The organism is Thioclava sp. F36-7 (assembly GCF_002020075.1).
GTDB lineage: Bacteria > Pseudomonadota > Alphaproteobacteria > Rhodobacterales > Rhodobacteraceae > Thioclava > Thioclava sediminum.
On sequence record NZ_MPZR01000001.1, the window covers coordinates 482,144 to 504,881 of the forward strand.

General features: G+C 65.0%; 20 protein-coding genes. 5 read left to right on the plus strand and 15 right to left on the minus strand.

The features are described 5' to 3' along the window. Positions 1–81: 81 nt before the first annotated feature. The 7 genes from BMI89_RS02075 to BMI89_RS02105 all read right to left on the minus strand — a co-directional run bounded on the left by BMI89_RS02075 (position 82) and on the right by BMI89_RS02105 (position 9,366). On the minus strand, positions 82–855 hold the full coding sequence (locus tag BMI89_RS02075) for a carbon-nitrogen hydrolase family protein (protein ID WP_078569642.1): 774 nt from the start codon (positions 853–855) through the stop codon (positions 82–84). Between the two features lie 145 nt (positions 856–1,000). After that, the gene (locus BMI89_RS02080) at positions 1,001–1,204 is read right to left on the minus strand and encodes a hypothetical protein (protein ID WP_143593791.1); all 204 of its coding nucleotides are present in this window, start codon (positions 1,202–1,204) and stop codon (positions 1,001–1,003) included. A 234-nt stretch (positions 1,205–1,438) separates the two neighbouring features. Then, positions 1,439–1,693 (minus strand): acyl carrier protein, encoded by a 255-nt coding sequence (locus tag BMI89_RS02085; RefSeq protein WP_078569644.1) that lies wholly within the window; start codon positions 1,691–1,693, stop codon positions 1,439–1,441. Continuing rightward, positions 1,690–2,871, minus strand: coding sequence for a dihydrolipoamide acetyltransferase family protein (locus BMI89_RS02090; RefSeq protein ID WP_078569645.1), 1,182 nt, complete (start codon positions 2,869–2,871; stop codon positions 1,690–1,692). The genes BMI89_RS02085 and BMI89_RS02090 overlap by 4 nt, the downstream gene beginning before the upstream one ends. 4 nt (positions 2,872–2,875) lie before the next feature. After that, on the minus strand, positions 2,876–4,873 hold the full coding sequence (gene pdhA, locus BMI89_RS02095) for a pyruvate dehydrogenase (acetyl-transferring) E1 component subunit alpha (protein ID WP_078569646.1): 1,998 nt from the start codon (positions 4,871–4,873) through the stop codon (positions 2,876–2,878). Further along, positions 4,870–6,609 carry an acetate--CoA ligase gene (gene acsA, locus BMI89_RS02100; protein ID WP_078569647.1) on the minus strand — a complete coding sequence of 580 codons (1,740 nt, stop codon included), beginning with the start codon at positions 6,607–6,609 and terminating at the stop codon, positions 4,870–4,872. The genes pdhA and acsA overlap by 4 nt, the downstream gene beginning before the upstream one ends. Positions 6,610–6,729: 120 nt before the next feature. Continuing rightward, positions 6,730–9,366: a cation-transporting P-type ATPase gene (locus BMI89_RS02105; RefSeq protein WP_246831951.1), complete on the minus strand. Its 2,637-nt coding sequence runs from the start codon at positions 9,364–9,366 to the stop codon at positions 6,730–6,732. A gap of 234 nt (positions 9,367–9,600) precedes the next feature. Between BMI89_RS02105 and BMI89_RS02110 the strand changes: the two genes are divergently transcribed. The 4 genes from BMI89_RS02110 to ugpC are packed head-to-tail and all read left to right on the plus strand — an operon-like array spanning position 9,601 to position 13,785. Next, the gene (locus tag BMI89_RS02110; RefSeq protein ID WP_078569649.1) at positions 9,601–10,860 is read left to right on the plus strand and encodes an ABC transporter substrate-binding protein; all 1,260 of its coding nucleotides are present in this window, start codon (positions 9,601–9,603) and stop codon (positions 10,858–10,860) included. Between the two features lie 29 nt (positions 10,861–10,889). Beyond that, on the plus strand, positions 10,890–11,771 hold the full coding sequence (locus BMI89_RS02115; RefSeq protein ID WP_078519888.1) for a sugar ABC transporter permease: 882 nt from the start codon (positions 10,890–10,892) through the stop codon (positions 11,769–11,771). After that, on the plus strand, positions 11,768–12,661 hold the full coding sequence (locus BMI89_RS02120) for a carbohydrate ABC transporter permease (RefSeq protein WP_078569650.1): 894 nt from the start codon (positions 11,768–11,770) through the stop codon (positions 12,659–12,661). Before BMI89_RS02115 ends, BMI89_RS02120 begins: the two co-directional genes overlap by 4 nt. Before the next feature lie 2 nt (positions 12,662–12,663). Then, positions 12,664–13,785: a sn-glycerol-3-phosphate ABC transporter ATP-binding protein UgpC gene (gene ugpC, locus BMI89_RS02125; RefSeq protein WP_078569651.1), complete on the plus strand. Its 1,122-nt coding sequence runs from the start codon at positions 12,664–12,666 to the stop codon at positions 13,783–13,785. A 101-nt stretch (positions 13,786–13,886) separates the two neighbouring features. Here ugpC and BMI89_RS02130 read toward each other — a convergent pair whose 3' ends face one another. Further along, positions 13,887–14,507: an autoinducer binding domain-containing protein gene (locus tag BMI89_RS02130; protein ID WP_078539936.1), complete on the minus strand. Its 621-nt coding sequence runs from the start codon at positions 14,505–14,507 to the stop codon at positions 13,887–13,889. A gap of 108 nt (positions 14,508–14,615) precedes the next feature. On the opposite strand from BMI89_RS02130, the gene BMI89_RS02135 reads away from it, so the two are divergent. After that, the gene (locus tag BMI89_RS02135; RefSeq protein WP_078519892.1) at positions 14,616–15,086 is read left to right on the plus strand and encodes an autoinducer binding domain-containing protein; all 471 of its coding nucleotides are present in this window, start codon (positions 14,616–14,618) and stop codon (positions 15,084–15,086) included. Between the two features lie 84 nt (positions 15,087–15,170). On the opposite strand, the gene BMI89_RS02140 is transcribed toward BMI89_RS02135, so the two are convergent. The 7 genes from BMI89_RS02140 to BMI89_RS02170 form a co-directional block, all read right to left on the minus strand. Beyond that, complete coding sequence (locus tag BMI89_RS02140) at positions 15,171–16,025, minus strand: SMP-30/gluconolactonase/LRE family protein (RefSeq protein ID WP_078569652.1); 855 nt, start codon at positions 16,023–16,025, stop codon at positions 15,171–15,173. Next, positions 16,022–16,630, minus strand: coding sequence for a 2-dehydro-3-deoxy-6-phosphogalactonate aldolase (locus BMI89_RS02145; protein ID WP_078569653.1), 609 nt, complete (start codon positions 16,628–16,630; stop codon positions 16,022–16,024). The genes BMI89_RS02140 and BMI89_RS02145 overlap by 4 nt, the downstream gene beginning before the upstream one ends. Further along, positions 16,627–17,517: a 2-dehydro-3-deoxygalactonokinase gene (locus tag BMI89_RS02150; protein WP_078569654.1), complete on the minus strand. Its 891-nt coding sequence runs from the start codon at positions 17,515–17,517 to the stop codon at positions 16,627–16,629. The genes BMI89_RS02145 and BMI89_RS02150 overlap by 4 nt, the downstream gene beginning before the upstream one ends. Further along, complete coding sequence (locus BMI89_RS02155) at positions 17,514–19,586, minus strand: alpha-galactosidase (protein ID WP_078569655.1); 2,073 nt, start codon at positions 19,584–19,586, stop codon at positions 17,514–17,516. The genes BMI89_RS02150 and BMI89_RS02155 overlap by 4 nt, the downstream gene beginning before the upstream one ends. Beyond that, complete coding sequence (locus BMI89_RS02160; protein WP_078569656.1) at positions 19,583–20,428, minus strand: carbohydrate ABC transporter permease; 846 nt, start codon at positions 20,426–20,428, stop codon at positions 19,583–19,585. The genes BMI89_RS02155 and BMI89_RS02160 overlap by 4 nt, the downstream gene beginning before the upstream one ends. Before the next feature lies 1 nt (position 20,429). Beyond that, complete coding sequence (locus tag BMI89_RS02165; RefSeq protein ID WP_078520040.1) at positions 20,430–21,320, minus strand: sugar ABC transporter permease; 891 nt, start codon at positions 21,318–21,320, stop codon at positions 20,430–20,432. Positions 21,321–21,437: 117 nt separating this feature from the next. Further along, positions 21,438–22,673, minus strand: a complete 1,236-nt coding sequence (locus tag BMI89_RS02170) for an extracellular solute-binding protein (RefSeq protein WP_078545768.1) — start codon at positions 22,671–22,673, stop codon at positions 21,438–21,440. Positions 22,674–22,738 lie beyond the last annotated feature (65 nt).

Below are 22,738 nucleotides of genomic sequence, written 5' to 3' on the forward strand. Positions count from 1 at the left end.
ACCGCCCCTAAGCCGCGCGTAATTCGGAGCTATGCTCGGAAGGCAGAATTTCAAATGCCGCGGAGCCGCGAAGCCCCTCGGCTATTCGACCCTGCGCAGATCATCGAGCTGAACCGAGATCGCCTCGCCGGGATAATCGGCGGGCTTCGGCAGCTCGGCAATCAACATCGTCGGCCCGCTTCCTGCCTGCGCCACCGCCTGCCCGTCTGGGCCCGCGATGATGGACTTGCCACCGAAGTCGATATCGCGATCAGGGCCCGCGTAATTCGCATAGACCACGACGGCCGCGTTCTCATTCGCGCGCGCCCGCACGAGCAGATCGGGGACGTGATCGTAGCCAACCGGGTTCGCCGTCGGCACGAGGATCAACTCGGCCTTCGCTCTCGCCAAGGTACGTGCGTGTTCCGGGAACTCGATGTCATAGCAGATCAGCAGGCCGGTCCGGACGCCATTCAGCTCGAAGACGGGCGGCGTTTCCGTCCCGAAGGCGAAACTCGCGCGCTCCATCTCGCCAAAAAGCTGGATCTTGCGATAGTGCCCGACCCGCGCGCCTGTCTTGTCGAGCACAGACGCCGCGTTGAACACGTCATCGCCCAGCCGTTCGGCCCAGCCATAACAGATCGCGCAGTCGTATTTGCGCGCGATATCGCCCATCGTGGCGCACCACTCTCCCCCGAGCGGCTGCGCCTGCGCGCGATGATCCTCGGGCCGGTTGTAGCCGGGCAAGATCAGCTCGGGCAGCACGACAAGATCGACGCCGAGCCTCGACAGGCCGCTCACCCATTTCTCGATGGTCGCAAAAATCTGCGCCGGGTGAGAGGGAAGCGGCAGCGGCTGGACGAGCGCGATTCTCATGTTTGTCTCCATTCTCGACAAACAAGCGTATCGCTTGCGTCGCAGCCCGTCACCCTGAGCAAAGCCGGAAAGCTCTGCCTAGGGGCGATAGACGTCTGGAGAGCGGGTCAGAACGAAAACAGCCCCGACAGCCTGTCCAGTTCAATCAAGACAGGAGTTTCGCCTTGGCCTCCCGCAGGGCACGCGCCAGTTCGAGATAGCCTGCATTGCCGTTATTGAGATGCATCAGCTCATAGTGGTCTGCCCAGTGGTCGATCCGCGCACGCGGCACCCGGTCCGACCACGCACCTCGGCGCACCCGGATGGCCCCGTCTTCCAAGCACTCCACTTCGATACGCGGTTCGATCATAACGATCTCCATCTCTAACTCGTCAAGGGCGCAAGAGGCTCACGATACAGCCGGGGCCCTCTGGAAAATTACTTTTTGCGAATAGACAATTGCTGCGAATAACCCACTGGTAACAAAGGAATGGGAACCCGCGCATTGCGGAATTCCTCAGTTTTTTCCGCGGTAACAGTGAATTGACTCACGGCGTGCCGAAATACCCCCTGAGTTGAATGCTCAGCGGGTGGTCCGGCTGGGTCAATTCGGAGTGCCTAGCCTCCGAGCGAGAAACGCCGCAGCAAGATCCGGGGTGGCGATCTGGGGATAATCCGCCTCGGCAATCGCGACGCCGAAGCGCTGGTTGAGCGCGATCACCAGGTTCAGGATATCCATCGAGTCGAGCTCTAGATCGTCCTGCAGATGGTCCGAGCCCGCAATCGCGGCAGGGTCGAGATCGGGGGCGACGCGCACGAGTTCCTCGATATAGGCGCTGCGGATTTCGTCTTCGGTCATAGCTCCTCCGGGGTTTGCAGCTTCGCGTCGATCGCGGTCAGGAATTTCGAGCCCAGCCGCCCGTCACTCACGCGGTGATCGGCGGCCAGCGTCAGCGTCACGGCCTGCGCGGCAATCACTTTGCCGTCGCGCACCAGCGGTTGCGGGCCGGGCGTACCGGCAGTCACGATGGCGACCTGCGGCGGCACGATGATCCCGGCCATCGCCTCGACCCCGCTTTCGCCGAGCGCCGAGAAGGTCAGCGTCGCCATGCTCATCTCCGAGCTTTTGAGCCGCCCGGCACGGGCGCGCATCGTGAGGTCGCGCATCGCCTCCATCAAATCCTGCAGGCTCTTCTTGTCGGCATCGAGGATTGCGGGCGCGACAAGCCCGCCGCCCCTGAGCGCGATGGCCAGCCCGAGATGGATCGCCGCGGAGGGCGTGAACCCATCTTCCCCGAAATGCCCGTTCACCGCCTTTTCTTCGCGCGCGGCCAGCGCCATCGCCTTCATCAAGAGCGCGCCCATCAGGATGCGCTCTTCGGGCGGGCGGTCCGCATTGGCGGCGCTTAGCCAGTCGCTCGCAGCGCTGAGGTCGACCGTGTGGGTGACGTAGTAATGCGGGATCTCGCGTTTGGACCGGGCCATCGCGGCGGCGATCGCTTTGCGCATCTCGGCGAGATAGGCGCCGCGATCTTGCGCCGGGCTCGGTGTCGCGACGGGGTTCGTCGCCTCGACATCGGCGAGGACGATTGCGCCTCCCGGCCCGCTGCCGGTGAGGCTCTCCAGCGCGATCCCCAATTCCGCCGCGCGCGCCTTGGCGGCGGGTGATGCGGCGATCCCTGATGGGGTTGCTGCGGGCGGAGCGGTTGGCGGCGCTGCTTCCGCCACAGGCGCGGCAGGTTCGGCGCTGGCCTGCGGCGCGACTGACGGCGCGGTCTGCGTTGGCGCCTCCGCAGCCTCCCCCGGCGCCTGAATAACGGCGAGCGGCGCGCCGACGGGCAGGTCTTGCCCAAGCTCTGCCATCAGCTTCTCGACCACGCCATCCTCGAAGACCTCGATCTCGATCGCGCCTTTCTGGGTCTCGACCACCGCGACGATATCGCCGTGCTTGACCGTATCGCCGGGCTTCACCAGCCATTCGACCAGCTTGCCCGCCTCCATATCCGCGCCGAGCGAGGGCATCTTGAAAACGGCCATCGCGTCACCCTTTCCCAAGCGTCGCCTTCACGGCGGCCACGATGGCGGGCACCTGCGGAATGGCGGCGTCCTCGAGATGTTTGGGATAGGGGATCGGCACCTCGGCCGAGCACACCCGCCCCACCGGCGCATCGAGATGCCAGAAGGCCTGCTCGCCGATCCGGGCCGCGATCTCGGCCGAGAGCGAGCCCGACCGCCAGCCCTCATCCACGATCACCGCGCGGCGCGTGCGCGCAAGCGAGGCCATGATCGTCGCGTCATCGAGCGGGCGCAGCGAGCGCAGGTCGATCACCTCGGCCTCGATCCCATCGCCCGCCAGCGCCTCGGCCGCCTCCAGCGTCTTCCACAGCGATCCGCCATAGGTGATCAGGCTGATATCCTTGCCCGCGCGCCGGATCGCGGCCTTGTTGATATCGACCGGCCCGGCATTCGCGGCGATCTTACCGGTCATGTTGTAGAGCATGACATTCTCGAAAATCAGCACCGGATCGGGATCCTCAATCGCAGTCCAGAGCATCCCGCGCGCGTCCTCCAGCGTGGCGGGCGCGAGGATGCGCAGCCCCGGAATATGCGCATACCAACCTTCGAGCGAATGGGAATGCTGCGCCGCCAGCTGCTTGCCCGCGCCGGTCGCGAGACGGATCACCACGGGCGCGCCGAACTGTCCGCCCGACATGTGCCGGATCGTGGCGGCGGTGTTCATGATCTGGTCGAGCGCGAGGAGCGAGAAATTCACCGTCATCACCTCGACGATGGGGCGCATCCCCGCCGCCGCAGCGCCAATTCCAGCCCCGGTGAAGCCGGACTCGGACAGCGGCGTGTCACGGATACGACCCTCGCCGAATTCCTCCATCAGCCCTTTCGACACCGCGTAGCAGCCGCCGTAAGCGCCCACATCCTCGCCCATCAGGAAGACCCGCTCGTCGCGGATCATCGCGTCGCGGATGCCCTGCTTGACCGCCTCGCGATAGGTCATCTCGACGGTCTCGGCGCTGGGTTCAAGCGGCGCAGGCGGCGCGGGGCGGTCCTCGGCCATGACGTGGCGGGTGAGCGTCTCGAGCGGCTCCCACTCGCTCGCCTCGGCATAGGCCACGGCGGCGGCGATCTCATCCTCGACCCCGGCCTCGATCTGCGCGACCTCTTCGGGATGCATCAGCCCGCTCTTGTAGAGCCATGACTGGAACCGCACGATCGGCCCCTTCTCGCGCCACGCGGCAACCTCGTCCTTGTCGCGATAGAGCTGGGCGTCGAACATCGAATGCGCCCGGAAGCGATAGGTCAGGCATTCGAGGAAATAGGGTTTGCCGGTCTCGCGGATCGCGGCGAGCGCGCGGCGCGTGGCCGCTTCGACCGCGACCACATCCATCCCGTCCACCTGTTCCGTCACCGTGCCATAGGCCGCCGCCTTGCGCCTTATGTCGGTCACGGCCTCGGTGCGCGCCAGAGCCGAGCCCATCGCGTAGCCGTTATTCTCGCACACGAACAAAACCGGCAGCGACCAGAGCTGCGCGAGGTTCATCGACTCGTGGAACTCGCCCTCGGCCACAGCCCCTTCGCCGAAGAAGCAGGCGGTCACGTTTGGCGCACCCATCATCCGGTCGCGCAGCGCGAGGCCCACGGCCAGCGGCAGCCCGCCCCCCACGATCGCGTTGCCGCCGTAGAAATTGCGCTCGGCATCGAAGATATGCATCGAGCCGCCCCGCCCGCCCGAGGCGCCGGTGGCCTTGCCATACATCTCGGCCATCACGCGCTCCATCGGCACACCGCGCACCAGCGCATGGCCGTGCTCGCGATAGGTCGCCACCACCCGATCATCCGGGCCAAGCCGCGGGATCACGCCCGAGGCCACCGCCTCCTCGCCATCGTAGAGATGGAGGAAGCCGCGGATCTTTTCCTGCGTGTAGAGCTCGGCGCATTTATCCTCGAAATGGCGCACACGGATCATCGCCGTGAGCAATTCGCGGATGTGGTCATGGGTCAGATGCGGTTTGTCGGCAGTCATGTCTCGTCACTCTCCAGCGTCGAAATATCGCCTTCCGGCAGGCCCAGCTCGCGCGCTTTCAGCAGACGGCGCATGATCTTGCCCGAACGGGTCTTCGGAAGGGTTTTGCGGAACACCACCTCGCGCGGGGCGACCGCCGCGCCGAGCTTTTTGCGCGCGAGGCCCCGGATGTCGCGTTCGAGGTCCTCGGAGGGCTCAAACCCCGGATTGAGCGCGACATAGGCCTTCACCACCTCGCCCGCAGTCTCGTCCGGCAGGCCGATCACGGCGGCTTCGGCCACTGCCGGATGCTCGATCAGCGCGCTTTCGACCTCGAAGGGGCCGATCAGGTGACCGGAAGATTTGATGAGGTCATCGGCGCGGCCCACGAACCAGAAATAGCCCTCCGCGTCGCGCATCGCGAGATCGCCCGAGAGATACCAGCCATCCACGAAACACTTCTTGTAGCGCGCCTCTTCGTGCAGATAGGCGCGCATCATCGACGGCCAACCGGGGCGCAGCGCCAGTTCGCCAATCTCGCCGGGCTTGCAGTCGCGCAGCCCCTCATCGACACGCTCCACGATCCCCGCCTCGATCCCGGGCAGCGGCTTGCCCATCGAGCCGGGATGCACATCCATCGCGCGGGTATTGGCGATCATGATGCCGCCGGTCTCGGTCTGCCACCAATTGTCGTGGAAGGGTTTGCCGAAGACCTCGTTGCCCCAGACCACGGCCTCCGGGTTGAGCGGCTCGCCCACCGAGGCCATGAACCGCAGCTTCGAGAAATCGTAAGGCGCGGCCGCCTCCTTGCCCGCGCGCATCATCATGCGGATCGCGGTGGGCGCGGTGTACCAGACCTCGATCTGCTCGCGCTCGAGAATGCCATACCATCGGTCGAGATCGAAATCGGCCTCGTCGATGACCATCCGCACCCGGTTCACCAGAGGCGAGATGATCCCAAAGGAGGTGCCCGTCACCCAGCCCGGATCGGCCGTGCACCAGTAGCGCGTGCCCGGCGTCAACTCGAGCGCGTAGCGGCCTGCCGCAGCATGCATCACCACCGCGTTGTGCACATGCACTGCGCCTTTCGGGCGGCCCGTGGTGCCCGAGGTGAAATGGATCAGCGCGGGGTCCTCTGGCGCCGTGCGGACCGTCTCGAACTCCTCCGAGGCCGCCGCCATCGCGGGGCCGAGTGCTACGCAATCGTCGGACGCCTCGTCGCCGATGATAAGCACCAGTTTGAGGGAGGGGATTTCGTTGCGCCACGCAGCGATCTTGCGGCGATAGATCGAGGCGGTCGTGATCAGCGCATTGGCCTCGCCGATCTCGAGCCGGGTGCGCAAGGGTTCAGGCCCGAAGGCGGAAAAGAGCGGCGAGAAGATCATCCCGGCCTTCAGCGTGCCCAGCGCGGCGATGTAGAGATCGGGAACTCGTCCCGCGAGACCGAAGAGCCGATCGCCCGGTTTCAGTCCGTGGCTTTTAAGCACATTGGCGAAGCGTGCGGTCCGGGCGGCGAGATCGCCGTAGCTCAGGCTTTCTCGCGCGCCGTCCTTGCCCAGCCACAGGATCGCCTCATCCGCCCCATGGCCCGCGGCGACATGGCGATCCACCGCCTCGTAGGCGATGTTCAACCCGCCATCGGGAAAGCCGTCGAGCATCGCCCGCGCGGTGTCCCATGTGAACGCCTTGCGGACCTCATCGGTCAGCGTTGCGGCTGCCCGTTCGGCATCCGCCTTCCGGATAATCGCCCAAGTCATCACGCCTCCTCCCAAGGTGATGCCAGTCGATGGGCCGCCCCCTGTCACGAACGGCCATGATCTTCCCTAGGCGAAGACAGGAGGTAGTTTCATTGATGTGGCTCAACGCGGGAGCGGAAATTATCTGCGGGTTGCGCGCGATACGACCAGATGTCCCAGCAGCGGCGGAAGCAGGCTCATCGCCCCGGCGAGCGTCAGCCCCGCGATTCCGGGCGACGGCAGCTGCAGCACATCGGAGAGCCCCGGCAGCCACAGCGCCCCGGCGATCAGCACGAGACACAGGACAAGCGCCCCCCAGACATAGGGGTTGCGTGTCACATCGTTGCGCAGGGCGTGGGTGTCGGCCTCGCGCATGTTGAACACGTTCCACAGCTGGCCCAGCGCGAGTGTGACGAAGGCCACGGTGACGGCGGCGGCGGGCGCAAGCTGCAAACCATAGAGCGCGCCCCCGAAAGCCAGCATCGTCGCCAGCGTCACGATGACTCCGAGCGCAACGATGCGTCCCCATTCCCTGCGCGCGAGGATCGGCTCGGCGCGGTCACGGGGCGGGCGGCGCATCTCATGGCCGTCCCCATGCCCCAAGCCGAGCGCCAGCGCGGGGAAGACATCGGTGACGAGATTGAGAAACAGGATCTGCAGCGGCAGGAGCGGTGAAGGAAGCCCCACCCCCACGGCGATCCCGACCACAAGGATCTCCGAGAGATTGCACGACATCAGGTAGACGATGAATTTGCGGATATTGCCGAAGATCACCCTGCCCTGCCGCACCGCCTCGACGATGGTCGCGAAATCGTCGTCCTTGAGCACCATATGCGCCGCCTCGCGGGCGACCTGCGTGCCGCGCTGGCCCATCGCGATGCCGATATCGGCTTTCTTCAGCGCCGGCGCGTCATTCACCCCGTCGCCCGTCATCGCGACAGTCTCCCCCTCGCGCTGATAGAAGCTGACGAGGTTCAGCTTCGTCGCCGGTGCCACGCGGGCGAAGACGCTGGCCTTGCGCAGGCGGTCGAGCGTTTCCTCCGGGGCGTTTTCCAGATCGAGCCCTGTGAGGTCTCGCCCCTCGATCGCCACCGCACCGTTTCCGCTGATCCCGGCATCCTTCGCGATGCGCGCGGCGGTCTCGGCATGATCGCCCGTCAGCATGATCACCCGGACCCCGGCGCTCTGGCAGGCCGCGATCGCGGGGGGCACATCCTTGCGCAACGGATCGGCGAGGCAGGCAATCGCGACAAGCGTCAGCCCCTCATAGGGCGCGTCCTCCGCCCCGTCCGTCCGCTTCATCGCGAGGCCGATCCCACGCAGTCCCTCGCTCGCGGCGTCCGCGTTGCGCGCGATCCAGTCGGCTTTGTCTCCGGCGCTCAGAGGGCGCGGGCCTTCCGCCCCCAGAACCTCGGAGCAAGAGGCGATCACCGCCTCGGGCGCGCCCTTGACCGCATAGAGCGCGCCCCCGTCCGGCAACGCATGGACGGTCGCCATCATCAGGCTATCGCTCTCGAAAGCATGTTGGAGCAGGCGTGGCTCCGCTTCGTCCCCGGTCACCCCCGCCTGTCGCGCCGCACTCAGCAAGGCCAGTTCGGTCGGGTCGCCGATCCGGCCTTCGTCGCCGTCGCCCAGCTCGGCATTGTTGCACAGCATGCCGATCTTCAACGCGGCGCGCAGACGGTCCTCCGCGAGACCGGTCTCCGGCCCATCCAGATCCACGCTCCCCCCATCGAGCAAGACCTGCACCACGCTCATCCGGTTCTCGGTCAGTGTCCCGGTCTTGTCCGTCAGGATCAGCGTAGTCGCCCCGAGCGTCTCGACCGAGGACAGGCGGCTGATCAGGGCATTGCGCTGCACCATGCGCCACATCCCGCGCGCAAGCGACAAGGTGGCCACAACAGGGATGCCTTCGGGGATCGCGGCCACGGCAAGGGCGACCCCGGTCTGGATCATACTCGTGAGCGGGTGGCCCTGCGCCATTCCCGTCACGATGATCGCGACGGCAAGAACGATCGTCAGCCAGACCAGTCGCTGCCCGAGCCGTGTCAATTGATGTTCAAGCGGCGTGGGTTCCGTGCTGGCCGCCATCGCAAGCTGGCTGACCTTGCCGATCTCGGTCTCCATGCCGGTCCGCACAACCACGCCGGTTCCGGCCCCCCGTGTGACGGCCGCGCCCTTGAACCCCATATTGGTGCGATCCCCCAGCACCGCATCGGATGGCAGCGGTTTGGTGGTCTTGAGCACCGGAAGGGACTCGCCGGTCAGCACGGATTCGTCGCAATGAAGCCCCGACGCCTCGACGAGCCGCAGATCGGCGGTCACCACATCGCCCGCTTCAAGCATCACGAGATCGCCCGGCACGAGATCGCGGGCATCCACCTCGATCAGAATCCCGTCCCGACGGACGCGGGTGCGGACCTCGGCGACGCTGAACAGCGCCTCCATCGAGCGGGTGGCGCGCAACTCGGTGAAAAACCCGATCGCGCCGTTCAAGAGCAGCACGACGAGGATCGCCAGCGCCTCGACGATATCGTTGATGACCAGCGAGAATATCGTTGCCAGAACGAGAAGCGCGACGATCACCCCCTGAAACTGATGCAGCAGGATGCGCAATGCGCTTCGGGGCTTGGGACGACGCAGAGCGTTCGGGCCGTGACGCGCGAGGCGCGTGGCGGCCTCCTGAGCGCTCAGCCCGTTCGGAAAAGGGACGGACAGACGCGCGATCACCGCCTCGGCGGTTTCGGCAAAAGCTGGCGCGGCGTCGGTATCCTGCATCACGAGGCCTTCAGTCATCCCGCGGCGATGGTAAGCCTTTCGGCAGGCAGCGCAATCGCCCGGACTTGCGTAAGGATGCCACGGGTCAAACGCGCCTCTGCGCCGGTCCGGCTCACCCGTGATTCACAAATCGTTGATCGAGATCAATGACGTTCTGCGCCTGTCGTCTCAGCCTAAATCTCGTGTCGGGCTGCGATCTTGGACCGCGAACTCGACCGGGAGGAGGAGGAAAACATGCACATTTGTAAAGCCATGATGGCGGCGGCAAGCGTCGCCGGCGCGCTCTCAGCGAGCGTCGCGCGGGCGGATGGCACGGTCGAAGTCCTGCACTGGTGGACTTCGGGCGGCGAGGCCAAGGCCGTCGGAGAACTGAAGAAAGCCTTCGAAGCCGAGGGCGGCGAATGGATCGACTCGCCGATCGCGGGCGGTGGCGGCGATGCCGCGATGACGGCGCTGCGCGCCCGCGTCGTGGCCGGCAATCCGCCCACGGCCGTCCAGCTCAAGGGGCCGGGCATTCAGGAATGGGCCGAGCAAGGCGCGCTGAACGATGTCCAATCCGTCGCGGACGAAGGCAACTGGGACGCGGTCCTGCCGCCAGCGCTGGCCGAGATCATGAAATATCAGGGCAAATACGTCGCCGCGCCGGTCAACATCCACCGTGTCGACTGGATGTGGGCCAACCCCGAGGCGCTGAAGAAAGCGGGCGTCGAGGAGATGCCCACGACCTGGGACGAGTTCAACGCGGCCGCCGACAAGCTTCAAGCGGCGGGCATCGTACCGCTCGCCCATGGCGGTCAGCCGTGGCAGGACGCGACGCTGTTCGAAGACGTGGTGCTGGGGATCGGCGGCGCCGATTTCTTCCGCAAGGCGCTGGTGGAACTCGATCCGGAGGCTCTGACCTCGGACATGATGGTCAAGTCCTTCGACCAGCTGCGCAAGCTGCGCGGCTATGTCGATCCGAACTTCTCGGGACGCGACTGGAACCTCGCGACCGCGATGGTGATGCGCGGCGAGGCCGGATTCCAGATCATGGGCGACTGGGCGAAGGGCGAATTCCTCGCCGCTGGCAAAGTGCCGGAAAAGGATTTCCTGTGCTGGCCCACGCCGGGCAAGGGCTTCGTGCTGAACTCGGACAGCTTCACCTTCTTCAAGGTGGAGGGCGAGGACCGTATCGAGGGCCAGAAAGTGCTCGCACGACTGATCATGTCGCCCGAGTTCCAGAAGGTGTTCAACCTCGCCAAGGGGTCGATCCCGGCGCGCACGGACGTGCCGCTCGACGATTTCGACGCCTGCGCGAAGCGCTCGCATGAAGACCTGCTGGCGGCGATCGAGAACGACACGCTGGTGCCGTCGATGGCGCATGAGATGGCGGTGCCGCGCTCGGTGCGGGGTGAGTTCCTCGATCTCGTGACCGCTTTCTTCAACTCTGACATGAGTTCTGAGGACGCGGTCAAGCAACTCGCTGCCGCGATCAAGCGCGCGCAGGAAAACTAGGGCCTGCAATGCCCGGAGGCACGGGGCCCATGGCAAGGTTCGGGCGGGCGCTGGAACGGCGCCTGCCCGCGATCGTGGTCTCGCCGCTTTTCGCGGCGAGCCTGTTCTTCGTTTACGGCTTCATCCTCTGGACGGCCTATATCTCGCTGACCCGGTCGGGGGTAATGCCAAACTACGAGTTCGACGGGCTGAGCCAATATGTCCGGCTCTGGGAGACGCCACGCTGGTATGTGGCGATCCGCAACCTCTTCGTCTTCTCGGGCCTGTTCATCTCGATCTCGATGGCAATTGGCATCCTTCTGGCGATCCTGCTCGACCAAAAAGTGCGCATCGAGGGGGTGATCCGCACGATCTACCTCTACCCGATGGCGCTCAGTTTCATCGTCACCGGCACGGTCTGGAAATGGATGCTGAACCCCGGCCTCGGGCTGGAGCGGCTGATGCATCAGGCGGGGTTCGAGAATTTCAGTTTCGACTGGCTGGTGAACTCTCATTACGCGATCTACACGGTGGTGATCGCAGCCGTCTGGCAAAGCTCCGGCTACGCGATGGCACTGTTTCTGGCGGGGCTCCGCTCGGTCGATGACGAGGTCCTGAAAGCGGCGGCGATCGACGGCGCGGGGCTGTGGCGCACCTATACCGGGATCGTGCTGCCGATGCTGCGGCCGGTGTTCCTGTCCACCGTCATCATCCTCGCCCATCTCGCGATCAAGAGCTTCGATCTGGTGATCGCGCTGACCGGCGGGGGGCCGGGCTATGCCACCGACATGCCCGCCACCTTCATGTATTCCTTCGCCTTCCAGCGCAGCGAGCTGGGTGTAGCGGCGGCGAGCGCCACGATGATGCTGATGACGGTCATCGCGATCATCGTGCCCTATCTCTACTCGGAACTGAGGAAGACCAGCGGATGAGTGGGCGCAACACAAGCGGGATCGTCCAGCGCCGAGGGCTGCATCACAGCCTGATGCGTGCCGTGCTGTTCGCCGTGCTCGGGGTGTTCTGCATCTACTACCTGATCCCGCTTCTGGTAATGATCTCGACCTCTCTGAAATCGCTGACCGAGATCCGGGAGGGCTCGCTGATCAGCCTGCCGAAAGAGTTCGACTTCAGCGCCTGGGAGAAAGCGTGGAACAGCGCCTGCGTGGGCGTGCGCTGCAACGGACTGGCCCCCTATATGTGGAACTCGGTGATGATGACCGTGCCGGCGGTGGCGATCTCGACGATACTCGGCGCGCTCAACGGCTATGCGCTGACCAAGTGGCGCTTTCGCGGCGCCGACACAATCTTCGCGCTGATGCTGTTCGGCGCCTTCATCCCGTTTCAGGTGATCTTGCTGCCGATGGCGCGGGTGCTGGGCCAGCTCGGCCTTGCGGGCACGATCCCGGGGCTGATCCTCGTACACACGGTCTATGGCCTCGCCTTCACCACGCTGTTCTTCCGCAACTTCTTCATCGGGGTTTCCAGCGGCATCATTCAGGCGGCGAAGGTCGACGGGGCGGGCTTCTTCGGCATCTTCTTCCGGCTCGTGCTGCCGATGTCGCTGCCTGCCATCGTGGTGACCGTGATCTGGCAGTTCACCCAGATCTGGAACGACTTCCTGTTCGGCGTGGCCTTCACCATCGGCGACAGCAACCCGGTGACGGTGGCGCTCAACAACGTGGTGAATACCTCGACGGGGGTGAAGGAATACAATGTCGACATGGCCGCGGCGATCATCGCGGCACTGCCGACGCTGGCGGTCTATGTCGTCGCCGGAGCCTGGTTCGTGCGCGGGCTCTCGGCCGGAGCGGTGAAAGGGTAGCAATGGCAGCGGGAATTTCCCTTCAGGGCGTGCGCAAACGCTTCGGGACGAACGAGGTGATCAAGGGTATCGACCTTGAGATCGAAGCGGGCGAATTCATCGTCCTCGTCGGGCCCTCGGGCTGCGGCAAGTCCACCCTGCTCAACCTGATCGCCGGGCTCGAGACGCTGAGCGACGGCCATATCGACATCGCCGGGCGACGGGTCGATGACACCCCGCCGCGCGACCGCGACATCGCGATGGTGTTCCAGTCCTACGCGCTCTACCCGACCAAGACGGTGCGCGAGAACATCACCTTCGGGATGCAGACCCGCCACGTCCCGCGCGCCGAACAGGCCACCGCAGTCGAAGAGTTCAGCACGCTTTTGCAGATCCATCCCTATCTGGACCGCAAGCCCGGTCAGCTTTCGGGCGGCCAGCGCCAGCGCGTCGCGATGGGCCGCGCGCTTGTGCGCAAGCCCGAGGTCTTCCTGTTCGACGAACCCTTGTCGAACCTCGACGCCAAGCTGCGGATCGAGATGCGCACCGAGATCAAGAAGCTGCACCAGCGGCTCGGCAAGACCGTCGTCTATGTCACCCACGACCAGATCGAGGCGATGACGCTGGCGACCCGGATCGCGGTGATGGATAACGGCCATATTCGTCAGGTGGCCGAACCCGGAGAGATCTACGACGATCCGGTGGACCTCTTCGTCGCGAGCTTCATGGGCTCGCCGTCGATGAACATGCTGCCCGGCGCCCTGCGGCGCGATGGGCAGACGGGCGCGCTGTCGGTGGAGGTGGCCGAGGGCACGGCGGGGGCGCTTCGCTTTCCCCTGCCCGCGAGGTTCACCGAGCGGGTCACAGCCCCCGATGGGCACAAGGTCGTTCTGGGGCTCCGGCCGGAGGCGATCTTCATGGCGGGGACCGAATTGCCCGGCCCCGACCGTTTCGTCTTCGAACGCCCGGTCGATCTGGTGGAGCCTACCGGCCCCGACACGATGATCGTCTTCGCCCTTGGCGAGACCGAGGTGATTGCCCGGGTTCGCCCGGAAGACGCCCTGCCCCCGGGCGCGCCCTTCAGCTTCGAGGTCGATATGGGCAAGGCCAAGGTCTTCGATGCCGAGACCGGCCTGCGCCTGTGACGCGGACTTTCGCAAGCCCCCTAAAGCCCCCGCGCCGATTGGCGCAACGCGGCTTTCGGCTATCGTCTTCGCAAGAGGAAAACCCGGTGGAGCGTCAAAGCTTAGAGCAGGCCGCGACTTGCAGCGATGCTCGCAGCTTCTCTCAATGTCTTGGCCCCGAGGCGGTCCGCGGCGCCCCTGAGACGGGCCTTTACCCCGCCGACGGAGAGCTGCAATTCGTGAGCGACCTGCTTGTGCAGATAGCCCTTGGAATAGAGTTGAAGGGCCTGCATTTGCGCCTCTGTCGGCATCTCGGGCTCGGCTGCATGGATGCGCGACAGCACCGTCTCGATCTCTTCCATTTCGGAGACGTGCAGCTCCCGGTCAGCGCGCGCGAAGATCCCGAGGCTCCGCTTCGGCATCTCCTCCGTCCCATGGATCGACACGACACTACCGAATTCGAAGCCAAATTTCCGATAGTCGCGCATGAAGTCCGTGCCGACGAAGCTGTCTATGTCCTTCCATCGCGCATAGCCCGAATTCTCCTGACACCAACGCAACAGCGGGTCGGCCAGCGCCAGTCCAGAAAAGGTATAATGATTGATCCAGTCAGCCGGAAACAGGTTCAACTCGGCCTCAGGCGCGAAGAAACCCGCCCGCAATGCGATGTAGCAACCGGCTGGAGCGCGTTCGGCGAAAAGACTTTGAAAATCACTTAGCATCGTGTCGTTTCGATCTTCCATTCCCTCCGAGGGATTTATAGTCACCAAAGAGGAGAGCTCAATTAGGCCAAGCTAGTGCCGCGGCGTTTTGGTCAAGAATTTCTGTCAAGTTTATACAAGGATAGCTGCATGATCGACGTGCATGAAATGCGCCAGAGCTTGCAACGTCTGGGTGAAGTATCGGATTGGAAATTCGCCCTAGGGCTGCACATTCGCTTTGCCAATCCTACGCTGCTCTACCAGACATATCCACAAGAATGGATGAATTTCTACACCGCAAACGGCCTCGTATTCGTCGATCCGACGGTCAAGTGGGCGATGACCCATACGGGGATTTGCGATTGGTCCGAGCTCGCGGATCAAGACGAGAGCAATGTGTTCGGTCAGGCCGCCGAATTCGGACTGCGCTTCGGGAAGGCCATCGCGATCGGGGAGACCTCCCGGTCCGCTGGATTTTTCACACACCCTTCGCGGAAGATCGAAGACGCTGAGGCCGAGGAAGCCCGAGCGCTCCTGGAAGAGCTTCACGAGATGACGAAGGGTGTCGAGTCGTTGCCCGAGGGCGAGTTGGAGCGGCTCCGGTCTGAGCTCCGTTTCTGAGACGATCCGGAAAGCCGGATCGTCTCCGAGAAAGCGCAGCAAGCCCGTGCTGTGTTCGCCCGAGCTTCGCTGCACGCATTGCGATCAGCCGTTCAGTCGCACCGCGGGCTCGGGTCGCCCTGCAATCCCGGAGGGGGCGCAATAGACCCGGCCCTGCGCGGCATCCGGTGTCTCGATCCCCTCCTGCGCGGTGGTCACGAAGAGAGTCTTGAACTCCGGCCCGCCGAAAGCGGGACAGGAACTGTGCCGTCCGCCCACCGCGATCGCCCGGTCGAAGCGCCCGTCGGGCAGGTAGCGCGCCACGCGCCCTGCCCCCCATTGCGCGCTCCAGAGCGCGCCCTCGGCATCGGTCTGCGCGCCATCGGGATTCACGCCCTCCGCGCTCAGATCGACGAATATCTCCGGCGCACCCGCAGGCCAGCCCTGCGCATCGAGCGCGATAGTCATGATCTTTCCGGTCGGGGTGTCGGCGAAATAGGCGCGCCGGCCGTCCGGCGCGAAACAGATCGAATTGGGGATGGTGATCTCGGGAAAGAGCCGCTCCACCGTGCCCTCGAAATAGCGGTAGATCGCCCCCGCGCCCGTCTCCGCGTTCTTGCCCATGGTCGACGCCCAGAAGCCCCCCATCGGATCGGCCCGGCCATCGTTGCAACGGGTGTCAGTGCGGTCGGCCTCGATCGCGGCGAGCGGCTCATGCGCACCCGAGGCAATCTCGAAGCGGCGCAGCCCGGTCTCGGTCGAGATCACCAGCGTCTCGGCATCGACCCAGCCCGCGGCGGACGCCATCTGACCGAGCGCCCATTCGCGCGGCCCGGTCGCGTCGCGACTGAGAATCCGGCCCGCGAGGATATCGAACCAGAACAGCTGGCCACGTTCGGGATGCCAGAACGGCCCCTCGCCAAGGAAACAGGCGCGGTCGTCGTAAATCTCGAAGCTCATGCCGTGCAGGCCTCGTCGTAGCTGGCGACCAGCGCGCGGGCCTTCTCGGAAACGGTCTCCACGCTGTCGCCGGGTTTGTAGATCGACGAGCCGATGCCGTAGCCTGCCGCACCCGCCTCGTGCCACTCGCCCATGTTCGCGGCCGAAACACCGCCCACCGCATAAAGCGGCACCTCGGGCGGCAGCACAGCGCGCATCGCACGCAGCCCGACGGGGCCGATCAGCTCGCCCGGAAACAGCTTGAGCCCATCCGCCCCGGCGGCGAGCGCCGCGAAGGCCTCGGTCGGGGTCATCACGCCAGGAAAGCTCTGCAGCCCGGCGGCTTTGGAGGCAGCGATCACCTCGGTGTTGCAATTGGGCGAGACGATCAGCTTCGCACCGGTCGCAGCGACGGCGGCGACCTGATCCGTGGTCAGGACCGTCCCCGCCCCGATCAGCGCGTCGGAGCCGAAGCGCTCCACCATCGCGGCGATGCTGTCGAGCGGGTCGGGCGAGTTCAGCGGCACCTCGATCCGGGTCACGCCCGCGGCGATCAGCGCCTCGCAGACGGGAAGGGCTTCAGCGGGGGTGATCCCGCGCAGGATGGCGATGATGGGTCGGCTCATGTGTCAGCTCCGATGGTCTGGCGCGCGGCATAGAGCCCCGCGAGGGTCACGTCTTCGGCGTCATGGCTGGCAGCTTGGATGCCGCAACCGGCCAGCGCCCGGGTATAAAGAGGGCTGAGCACGGGGCTTCCGATCAGCGCGACGGGCCGGCCCTGCCAGAGATCGCGCGTGGCGGACAGCTCCCAACCGATCAGCAGCCCGGAGAGGCGGCATGCGGCGGTCTCGGGCGATTGCGCACCCAGTAGCGCCCCGGCGCGCAGCGCGAACAGCGCGCCATAGGCTGACGCCGGATCGGCCAGCGCCTCCGCCACCGCCGCATCGAAAGCTGCCATGTCCTGACAGCCTTCCCCGATCGTGTGGCGCAGCACCGAGCGATGAGCGAGCAGGTCGTAGATCTCGCCGGTCATGCAGCTGCGGAACCGCTCGATCCGGCCCGCGCGCAGGGCCACCCATTTCGTATGAGTGCCCGGCAGGCAGATCGTGCCCTCGAAATCGGGATTGCGCAGCAGGAAGCCCGCGATCTGGGTTTCCTCGCCGCGCATCACGTCGGGCGGGCTGTCCTGACGCAGGCCGCAGGCAATATAGACCGGGCGCGCGGCGTGATCGGGCACCCGCACGAGGCGCGGCTGAGCGGCGCAGGGCACCGGCGCATAGGGCGCCTCGGCCCAGCCCTGACGCGAGCCGACCATGCCGCAGGTCACGACCGGGGCCGCGCCCCAGCCCGCGACGGCGTCTTCCAGCACCGGGCCGAACTCGGCGGGGGTGAGCTTGCCCATCCCCTGCTCCGAGCTCCGTCGGTCGAGCACCTCGCGCCCGCGCATCGCCCAGACGCGCAGATGCGTCGTGCCCCAATCGGCGGCGATCCAGTCGGGAGCCGCGTCACTCATAGTCTCTCTCCTTCAATCACGTGAATGCGCTCGGGGAAGGTCCAGGGCAGGGTGATCCCCTGCCCCATCAACGCTTGCCCGCTGAGCGTAATCGGTCCGGTCTTAAGCGCGGGTGTCCCACGCGACAACCGGGGCAGATCTTCCGCGGTGATCAGCCGCAACCGGTAGCGCGCCGCGGGGTCGAGCCCGGTCAGCCGCAGCGGGCGCGGCAGGATCTGCGCGGAGGTCGCCGCCTGACCTGCGAAGGCCACGAAACGGCTGCCATCCTCGGCCAGCTGCAACTCGGCGATCACAGCCGGGTCGGCGCTGTCGAGCCGCAGGATATCCGCGCGCATCCGCCAGTCGCGATTGTCCTTCCACCAGCGGGTGACGGCGCTCAGCACCTCGGCCTCCTCCGCGGTCAATTCGCGCGGGTCCATCTCGAAACCCATATGGCGTTGCGCCGCGACCCAGGCCCGGGTGCGAATGTCGATCACCCGGCCCGAGGTGTGGCAATGGCGCGGACCGACATGGGAGCCGGTAACGCAGCTCGGCAAAAACAGCGCCGCATCGTGCTGGATGCGCAAGCGTTCGAGCGCGTCGTTGCTATCCGAGAGCCAGACGCGACCGGTGCGCTCGAGAATGCCGAAATCGATCCGGCCACCACCCGAGGCGCAGCTTTCGAACTCCACGTCTGGATGGGCCGCACGCAGCCGGTCGAGCAGATCGTAGAGGCCGCGCGCCTGCGCGGCATCGGGATGCGGCAGCACCCGGTTATGGTCCCATTTGACGTAAGAGATCGCATAGGCCGAGAGCACCGCGTCGATCGCCGCGAAAAGATGATCGCGCACCGCCGGGTTCGCCATGTCGAGCACGCGCTGTTGACGGCCCTCGATCTGATCCTCCGGGCCCAGCAGCCAATCGGGATGGGCGCGCGCGAGATCACTGTCGCGATTGACCATCTCGGGCTCGAACCAGAGGCCGAATTCCATCCCGAGGCTTTGGACATGATCGACCAGCGGCGTCAGCCCATCGGGATATTTGCGCGGATCGACCGTCCAGTCGCCCAGCGAGGTCGTGTCGTCGTCACGCTTGCCGAACCAGCCATCGTCGAGCACGAAACGCTCTGCGCCAAGTGCGGCGGCGCGCGCGGCGATCTCTTTCAACTCGGCCAGATCGTGGTCGAAATAGACCGCTTCCCAGCAATTGTAATGCACCGGGCGCGCCTTGGCCCAAGGGGCGTGTTGGCGTAGATGGCGCTGGAAGGCGACCGCGCAGCCATTCGAGCCGGCCTCCGAGAAGGCGGCATACAGCGTCGCGCTAGCGAAATGGGTGTCGGGCACGGGCTCGGAGCCGCTGGCATGGCCGAACTGGATCTGGCGCCGTCCGTCGGGCAGTTCCTCGGCGACCATCCGGTGTCCGCCCGACCAGCCGTAATGAAAGGCGCGGGTCTCGCCTTGCGTCTTGGTGGCACCGCGCGCGGGCAGGATCAGACCGGGGAAATGTTCGTGCCCGGTGCGCCCCGTGTGGTTGTCACGCACGCGCTGGCCGGGACGCCACGGGGTCGGCTCGATCTGGAACTCACCGATCCAGCGGCCGGAAAATTCATGCATCTCGTCGGCCAGTTGCGGGCCGGGAAAAACCGGGGCGGCAAGCCGGTGGAGTGTGATCGGCGCATCGCTCTCCAGCTCAGCGCGCGCCGCGATCAGACCGGTGTCGGCGTCGAGCGCGAAGCTGGCCCTGTAGCTCACACCCGACGCCGCATCGCGATAAACCAGCGTGAGCCGATCCTCGCGAAGCTCTTCCGACGCGAAGCGGAAGGCGGGCCGTAGCGGCCGCCCTGCCCCGTCGCGCGCGATCAGACCCGGTTCGCCCGGGAAGCTCTGGCTGGCCTCGGGGCAGATCGAGACCTCGGGCGCGCGGTCGAGCATCCCGCCGGTGACATCCGGCACGCTCGCCGCGGCCAAGCCCGCGAGGTCTTCCCCCTCGGGCAGCGCCGCGCCCCAATAGACGATCTCGGGAAGCCGGTCGTCGTGCCCCGCCAGAACGAGGCTCTGACGGACGTCTTGCAAATGCCATGTGCGGATCATTTCACCGCCCCGAGCGTCAGCCCTGCGATGAAGTGTTTCTGCATCAGGAAGAACATCGCCACCGGCGGCAGCGCGGCAAGGATCGAGCCTGCCGAGACCAGTTGCCACGCCGCGACCCATTGGCCGTTGAGCGATTGCAACCCGGCGGTGATCGGCTGGGTATCGGCTCCCGTGGTCAGCACCGTCGCCCAGAAATAGTCGTTCCAGATGAAGGTGAAGATCAGCACCGACAGCGCCGCGATCGCGGGCCGCACCAGAGGCAGCACGATATGCCAGAAGATCTGCCATTCGCCCACGCCCTCGACCCGGGCGGCCTCGATCAGCTCTTTCGGGAGCGCCTTGATGAAGTTGCGCATGAAGAGCGTGCAGAACCCGGTCTGGAAGGCGACATGGAACAGCGCGAGCCCCGTGATCGTGTCGTAAAGCCCCATCTTCACCGTCAGGTCGCGCACCGGCACCATCAGGATCTGGAAGGGCACGAAGTTCCCCGCCACGAAGATGAAGAAGATCAGCAGGTTGCCCTTGAACTTGTAGACGGCGAGCGCAAAGCCCGTCAGGCAGGACAGTGCGACCGCCCCGATCACCGTCGGGATCGTCACCTTGAACGAGTTCAGCATGTAGCTGGCAAAGGGCGAATTCTTGAACACGTCGAGATAGTTCGAAAACGCCATATAGGACGGTATGCCGAAGTAGTTGCCCTGCGCGAGATCGCTGGAGGGCCGGATCGAAGTGACGGCGACGCCCAGAAGCGGCAGCAGCCAGACCACCAGCATCACCGGAAGGGCGATCTGATAGGTCAGCCGGGCAGCAGGGCTCATGGATTGAATGGGTTTGGGAAACATCTCACAGGCCCCTTTCGTCGCGCCACATCTTCCAGATGAAGCCCGAAATGAAGATCATCATGATCGCGAACAGCACCACCGCGATCGCCGCGCCGTAGCCCATGCGATAGCCGTATTCCGAGAGCGCCTGCTCATACATGTAGTAAGACAGCACCCGCGAGGAGCCGAACGGTCCGCCATCGGTCATGATCGAGACGAGATCGAAGCTGCGCAGCGCCCCGATCACGGTGACGACGACCGCGATGAAGGTGGCCGGGCGCAGTTGCGGCAGCACGACGTACCAGAGCATCTTGATGCCCTTAGCCCCGTCGAGACGCGCCGCCTCGATCTGGTCGGGCGCGACCGCGTTCAGGCCGGTGAGATAGAGGATCATGCAATAGGCGATCTGCGGCCAGAGACCGGCGGCGATGATCCCGTAGGTCACGGTATTGGGGTTCGCGAGGATCGCGATCCCGGTCCCGTCGAGCCATTTCGTCAGCTCGAAAAACAGTCCGAAGCCGGGTGCGTAGAACCACGAGAAGATCAGACCGACCACGACCTGAGAGATCACGAAGGGGAAGAAGAACAGCGATTTGTAGATCCGGATACCGCGCACGGTCTGGTTCAGGAACAGCGCGATGAACAGCCCGAACGGGATCGCCAGCATATAGAGCACCAGCCAGATCAGATTGTTCTTGAGGCTGGTGTAGAAAGCGTCGTCATCGAGCAGCTCGAGATAGTTCGACAGCCCGACCCACGTCTTCGCGCTCAGCCCGTCCCATTGGAAGAACGAGATCCACATCGACTCGCCGATCGGGATCAGCACGTAGATCAGGAACATCAGCACGCCGGGGGCGAGAAACAGCCAGGGCGCAAGTTTTCGGTTCAACCGGCGGCGGCGCGGTGCGGGCATGCCGGTCTCCGCGCGCGGCTCGGACATAGCGGGTGAGACGGTCATCGTCGCACTCCTCGGATCTGGAAAAACAGGAAGGGGCGGCCCCCTGCAGCAGGCACCGCCCCTCGGGGAGGATCAGTTCTTGTAGACGCGCTGACGCACCTTCTCGAGGCGCTCGAGAATAGCGTCGAGATGGTCGGGATAGGCCATGAATTCCTGGAAGCCTTCCATGCCCGCCTTAGCCATCTGAGCCGGTGCGTCACGATCGAAGAACTGCGCGATGCCGCCATCGGCCGTGGACAGGATCTTGAAGCCCGCCTGCAGATAGGGATCGTCGCCCACCGAAGAGTTCTTGTTGATCGGCAGCTGACCGAGTTCTTCGTTCATCTTGGTCTGCACATCGGCCTTCGCGACATAGGCGAGGAACTTCTTGGCGTCCGCCTTGTTCTTCGCGCCTGCCGGGATGTGGATCGTATCGGTCGGCGCTTCTTCGGCGCGCGGGATATCCGGGTTGATCGTCGGGAAATCCATGAAGCCCAGCGTGTCATTGGTCATCCCGCCATCCTTGAAGGTGGCGACGGCGAAGTTGCCCATGACGTAATTCGCGGCCTTGCCCTGCACGATGTTCGACACCGCATCCTGCCAGTCGATCGCGGCGACGTTCTTGGTGGTGTAGGGCAGAACCTTCTTCCACTCCGCGAAAACGGCCTTCACCCGGTCATCGGTCCACGGAATCTCGCCGCTGGTGAGCTTCATGTGGAAGTCGTAGCCGTTGGTGCGCAGATCGAGATAGTCGAAGATCCCGGCCGCCGGCCACAGCGCCTTGGTGCCCGTGGTCAGGCAGTCGACGCCCATCTCCTTGAACTTCTTGCAGTTCGAGATGAACTCGTCCCAGGTCTTGGGCACGTCTACCCCGGCCTTCTTGTAGACGTCTTTGTTATAGTAGATGCCCCACTGGTAGTAGGTATAGGGCACGCCCCATTGCTTGCCGTCGATGGTCATCGACTTGAGCGCCGAGCCGAGGCTGTCCTTGAGCCCGTTCTCCTCCCAGACATCGGACACATCGGTGAACTGCCCGGCATTGACGAAGGGTGCCATGCGGTTGCCCGCATACCAGTTTGCCAGATCGGGGCTGTCGGCGGTCAGGAAGTTGCGGATCGCGGTCTTGTAGCCCTCGTGATCGAAGGTGTTCACCTCGACTTTCACATCCGGGTTTTCGGCCTCGAAGCCTTTCACGAGCTGTTCGAACGCGGCTTTCGGGGCCGGATCGGACGCGTCGGTGAAGAGCTTGAGCACGCGCTGCTCGGCCATCGCCGGAATGGCGATCGAGCCCATCAGCGCCACGAGCGCGGTGGTTTTCAGGATATTCATTCGGTTCTCCTCCCGTTTCAGTAGCCCACGGATCAATGATTTTAGTTCCAAATATTGAAACCGTG

What these genes read in the sequence shown, in the direction of transcription:
- BMI89_RS02085 (WP_078569644.1), bottom strand. Translation starts at nt 1,693, where the DNA reads ATGACCGAAGACGAAATCCGCAGCGCCTATATCGAGGAACTCGTGCGC.
- BMI89_RS02150 (WP_078569654.1), bottom strand. Translation starts at nt 17,517, where the DNA reads ATGAGTGACGCGGCTCCCGACTGGATCGCCGCCGATTGGGGCACGACG.
- BMI89_RS02160 (WP_078569656.1), bottom strand. Translation starts at nt 20,428, where the DNA reads ATGTTTCCCAAACCCATTCAATCCATGAGCCCTGCTGCCCGGCTGACC.
- BMI89_RS02075 (WP_078569642.1), bottom strand. Translation starts at nt 855, where the DNA reads ATGAGAATCGCGCTCGTCCAGCCGCTGCCGCTTCCCTCTCACCCGGCG.
- BMI89_RS02130 (WP_078539936.1), bottom strand. Translation starts at nt 14,507, where the DNA reads ATGGAAGATCGAAACGACACGATGCTAAGTGATTTTCAAAGTCTTTTC.
- BMI89_RS02080 (WP_143593791.1), bottom strand. Translation starts at nt 1,204, where the DNA reads ATGATCGAACCGCGTATCGAAGTGGAGTGCTTGGAAGACGGGGCCATC.
- ugpC (WP_078569651.1), top strand. Translation starts at nt 12,664, where the DNA reads ATGGCAGCGGGAATTTCCCTTCAGGGCGTGCGCAAACGCTTCGGGACG.
- BMI89_RS02120 (WP_078569650.1), top strand. Translation starts at nt 11,768, where the DNA reads ATGAGTGGGCGCAACACAAGCGGGATCGTCCAGCGCCGAGGGCTGCAT.
- BMI89_RS02105 (WP_246831951.1), bottom strand. Translation starts at nt 9,366, where the DNA reads ATGCAGGATACCGACGCCGCGCCAGCTTTTGCCGAAACCGCCGAGGCG.
- BMI89_RS02135 (WP_078519892.1), top strand. Translation starts at nt 14,616, where the DNA reads ATGATCGACGTGCATGAAATGCGCCAGAGCTTGCAACGTCTGGGTGAA.
- BMI89_RS02110 (WP_078569649.1), top strand. Translation starts at nt 9,601, where the DNA reads ATGCACATTTGTAAAGCCATGATGGCGGCGGCAAGCGTCGCCGGCGCG.
- BMI89_RS02155 (WP_078569655.1), bottom strand. Translation starts at nt 19,586, where the DNA reads ATGATCCGCACATGGCATTTGCAAGACGTCCGTCAGAGCCTCGTTCTG.
- BMI89_RS02170 (WP_078545768.1), bottom strand. Translation starts at nt 22,673, where the DNA reads ATGAATATCCTGAAAACCACCGCGCTCGTGGCGCTGATGGGCTCGATC.
- BMI89_RS02115 (WP_078519888.1), top strand. Translation starts at nt 10,890, where the DNA reads ATGGCAAGGTTCGGGCGGGCGCTGGAACGGCGCCTGCCCGCGATCGTG.
- BMI89_RS02145 (WP_078569653.1), bottom strand. Translation starts at nt 16,630, where the DNA reads ATGAGCCGACCCATCATCGCCATCCTGCGCGGGATCACCCCCGCTGAA.
- BMI89_RS02165 (WP_078520040.1), bottom strand. Translation starts at nt 21,320, where the DNA reads ATGCCCGCACCGCGCCGCCGCCGGTTGAACCGAAAACTTGCGCCCTGG.
- acsA (WP_078569647.1), bottom strand. Translation starts at nt 6,609, where the DNA reads ATGACTTGGGCGATTATCCGGAAGGCGGATGCCGAACGGGCAGCCGCA.
- pdhA (WP_078569646.1), bottom strand. Translation starts at nt 4,873, where the DNA reads ATGACTGCCGACAAACCGCATCTGACCCATGACCACATCCGCGAATTG.
- BMI89_RS02090 (WP_078569645.1), bottom strand. Translation starts at nt 2,871, where the DNA reads ATGGCCGTTTTCAAGATGCCCTCGCTCGGCGCGGATATGGAGGCGGGC.
- BMI89_RS02140 (WP_078569652.1), bottom strand. Translation starts at nt 16,025, where the DNA reads ATGAGCTTCGAGATTTACGACGACCGCGCCTGTTTCCTTGGCGAGGGG.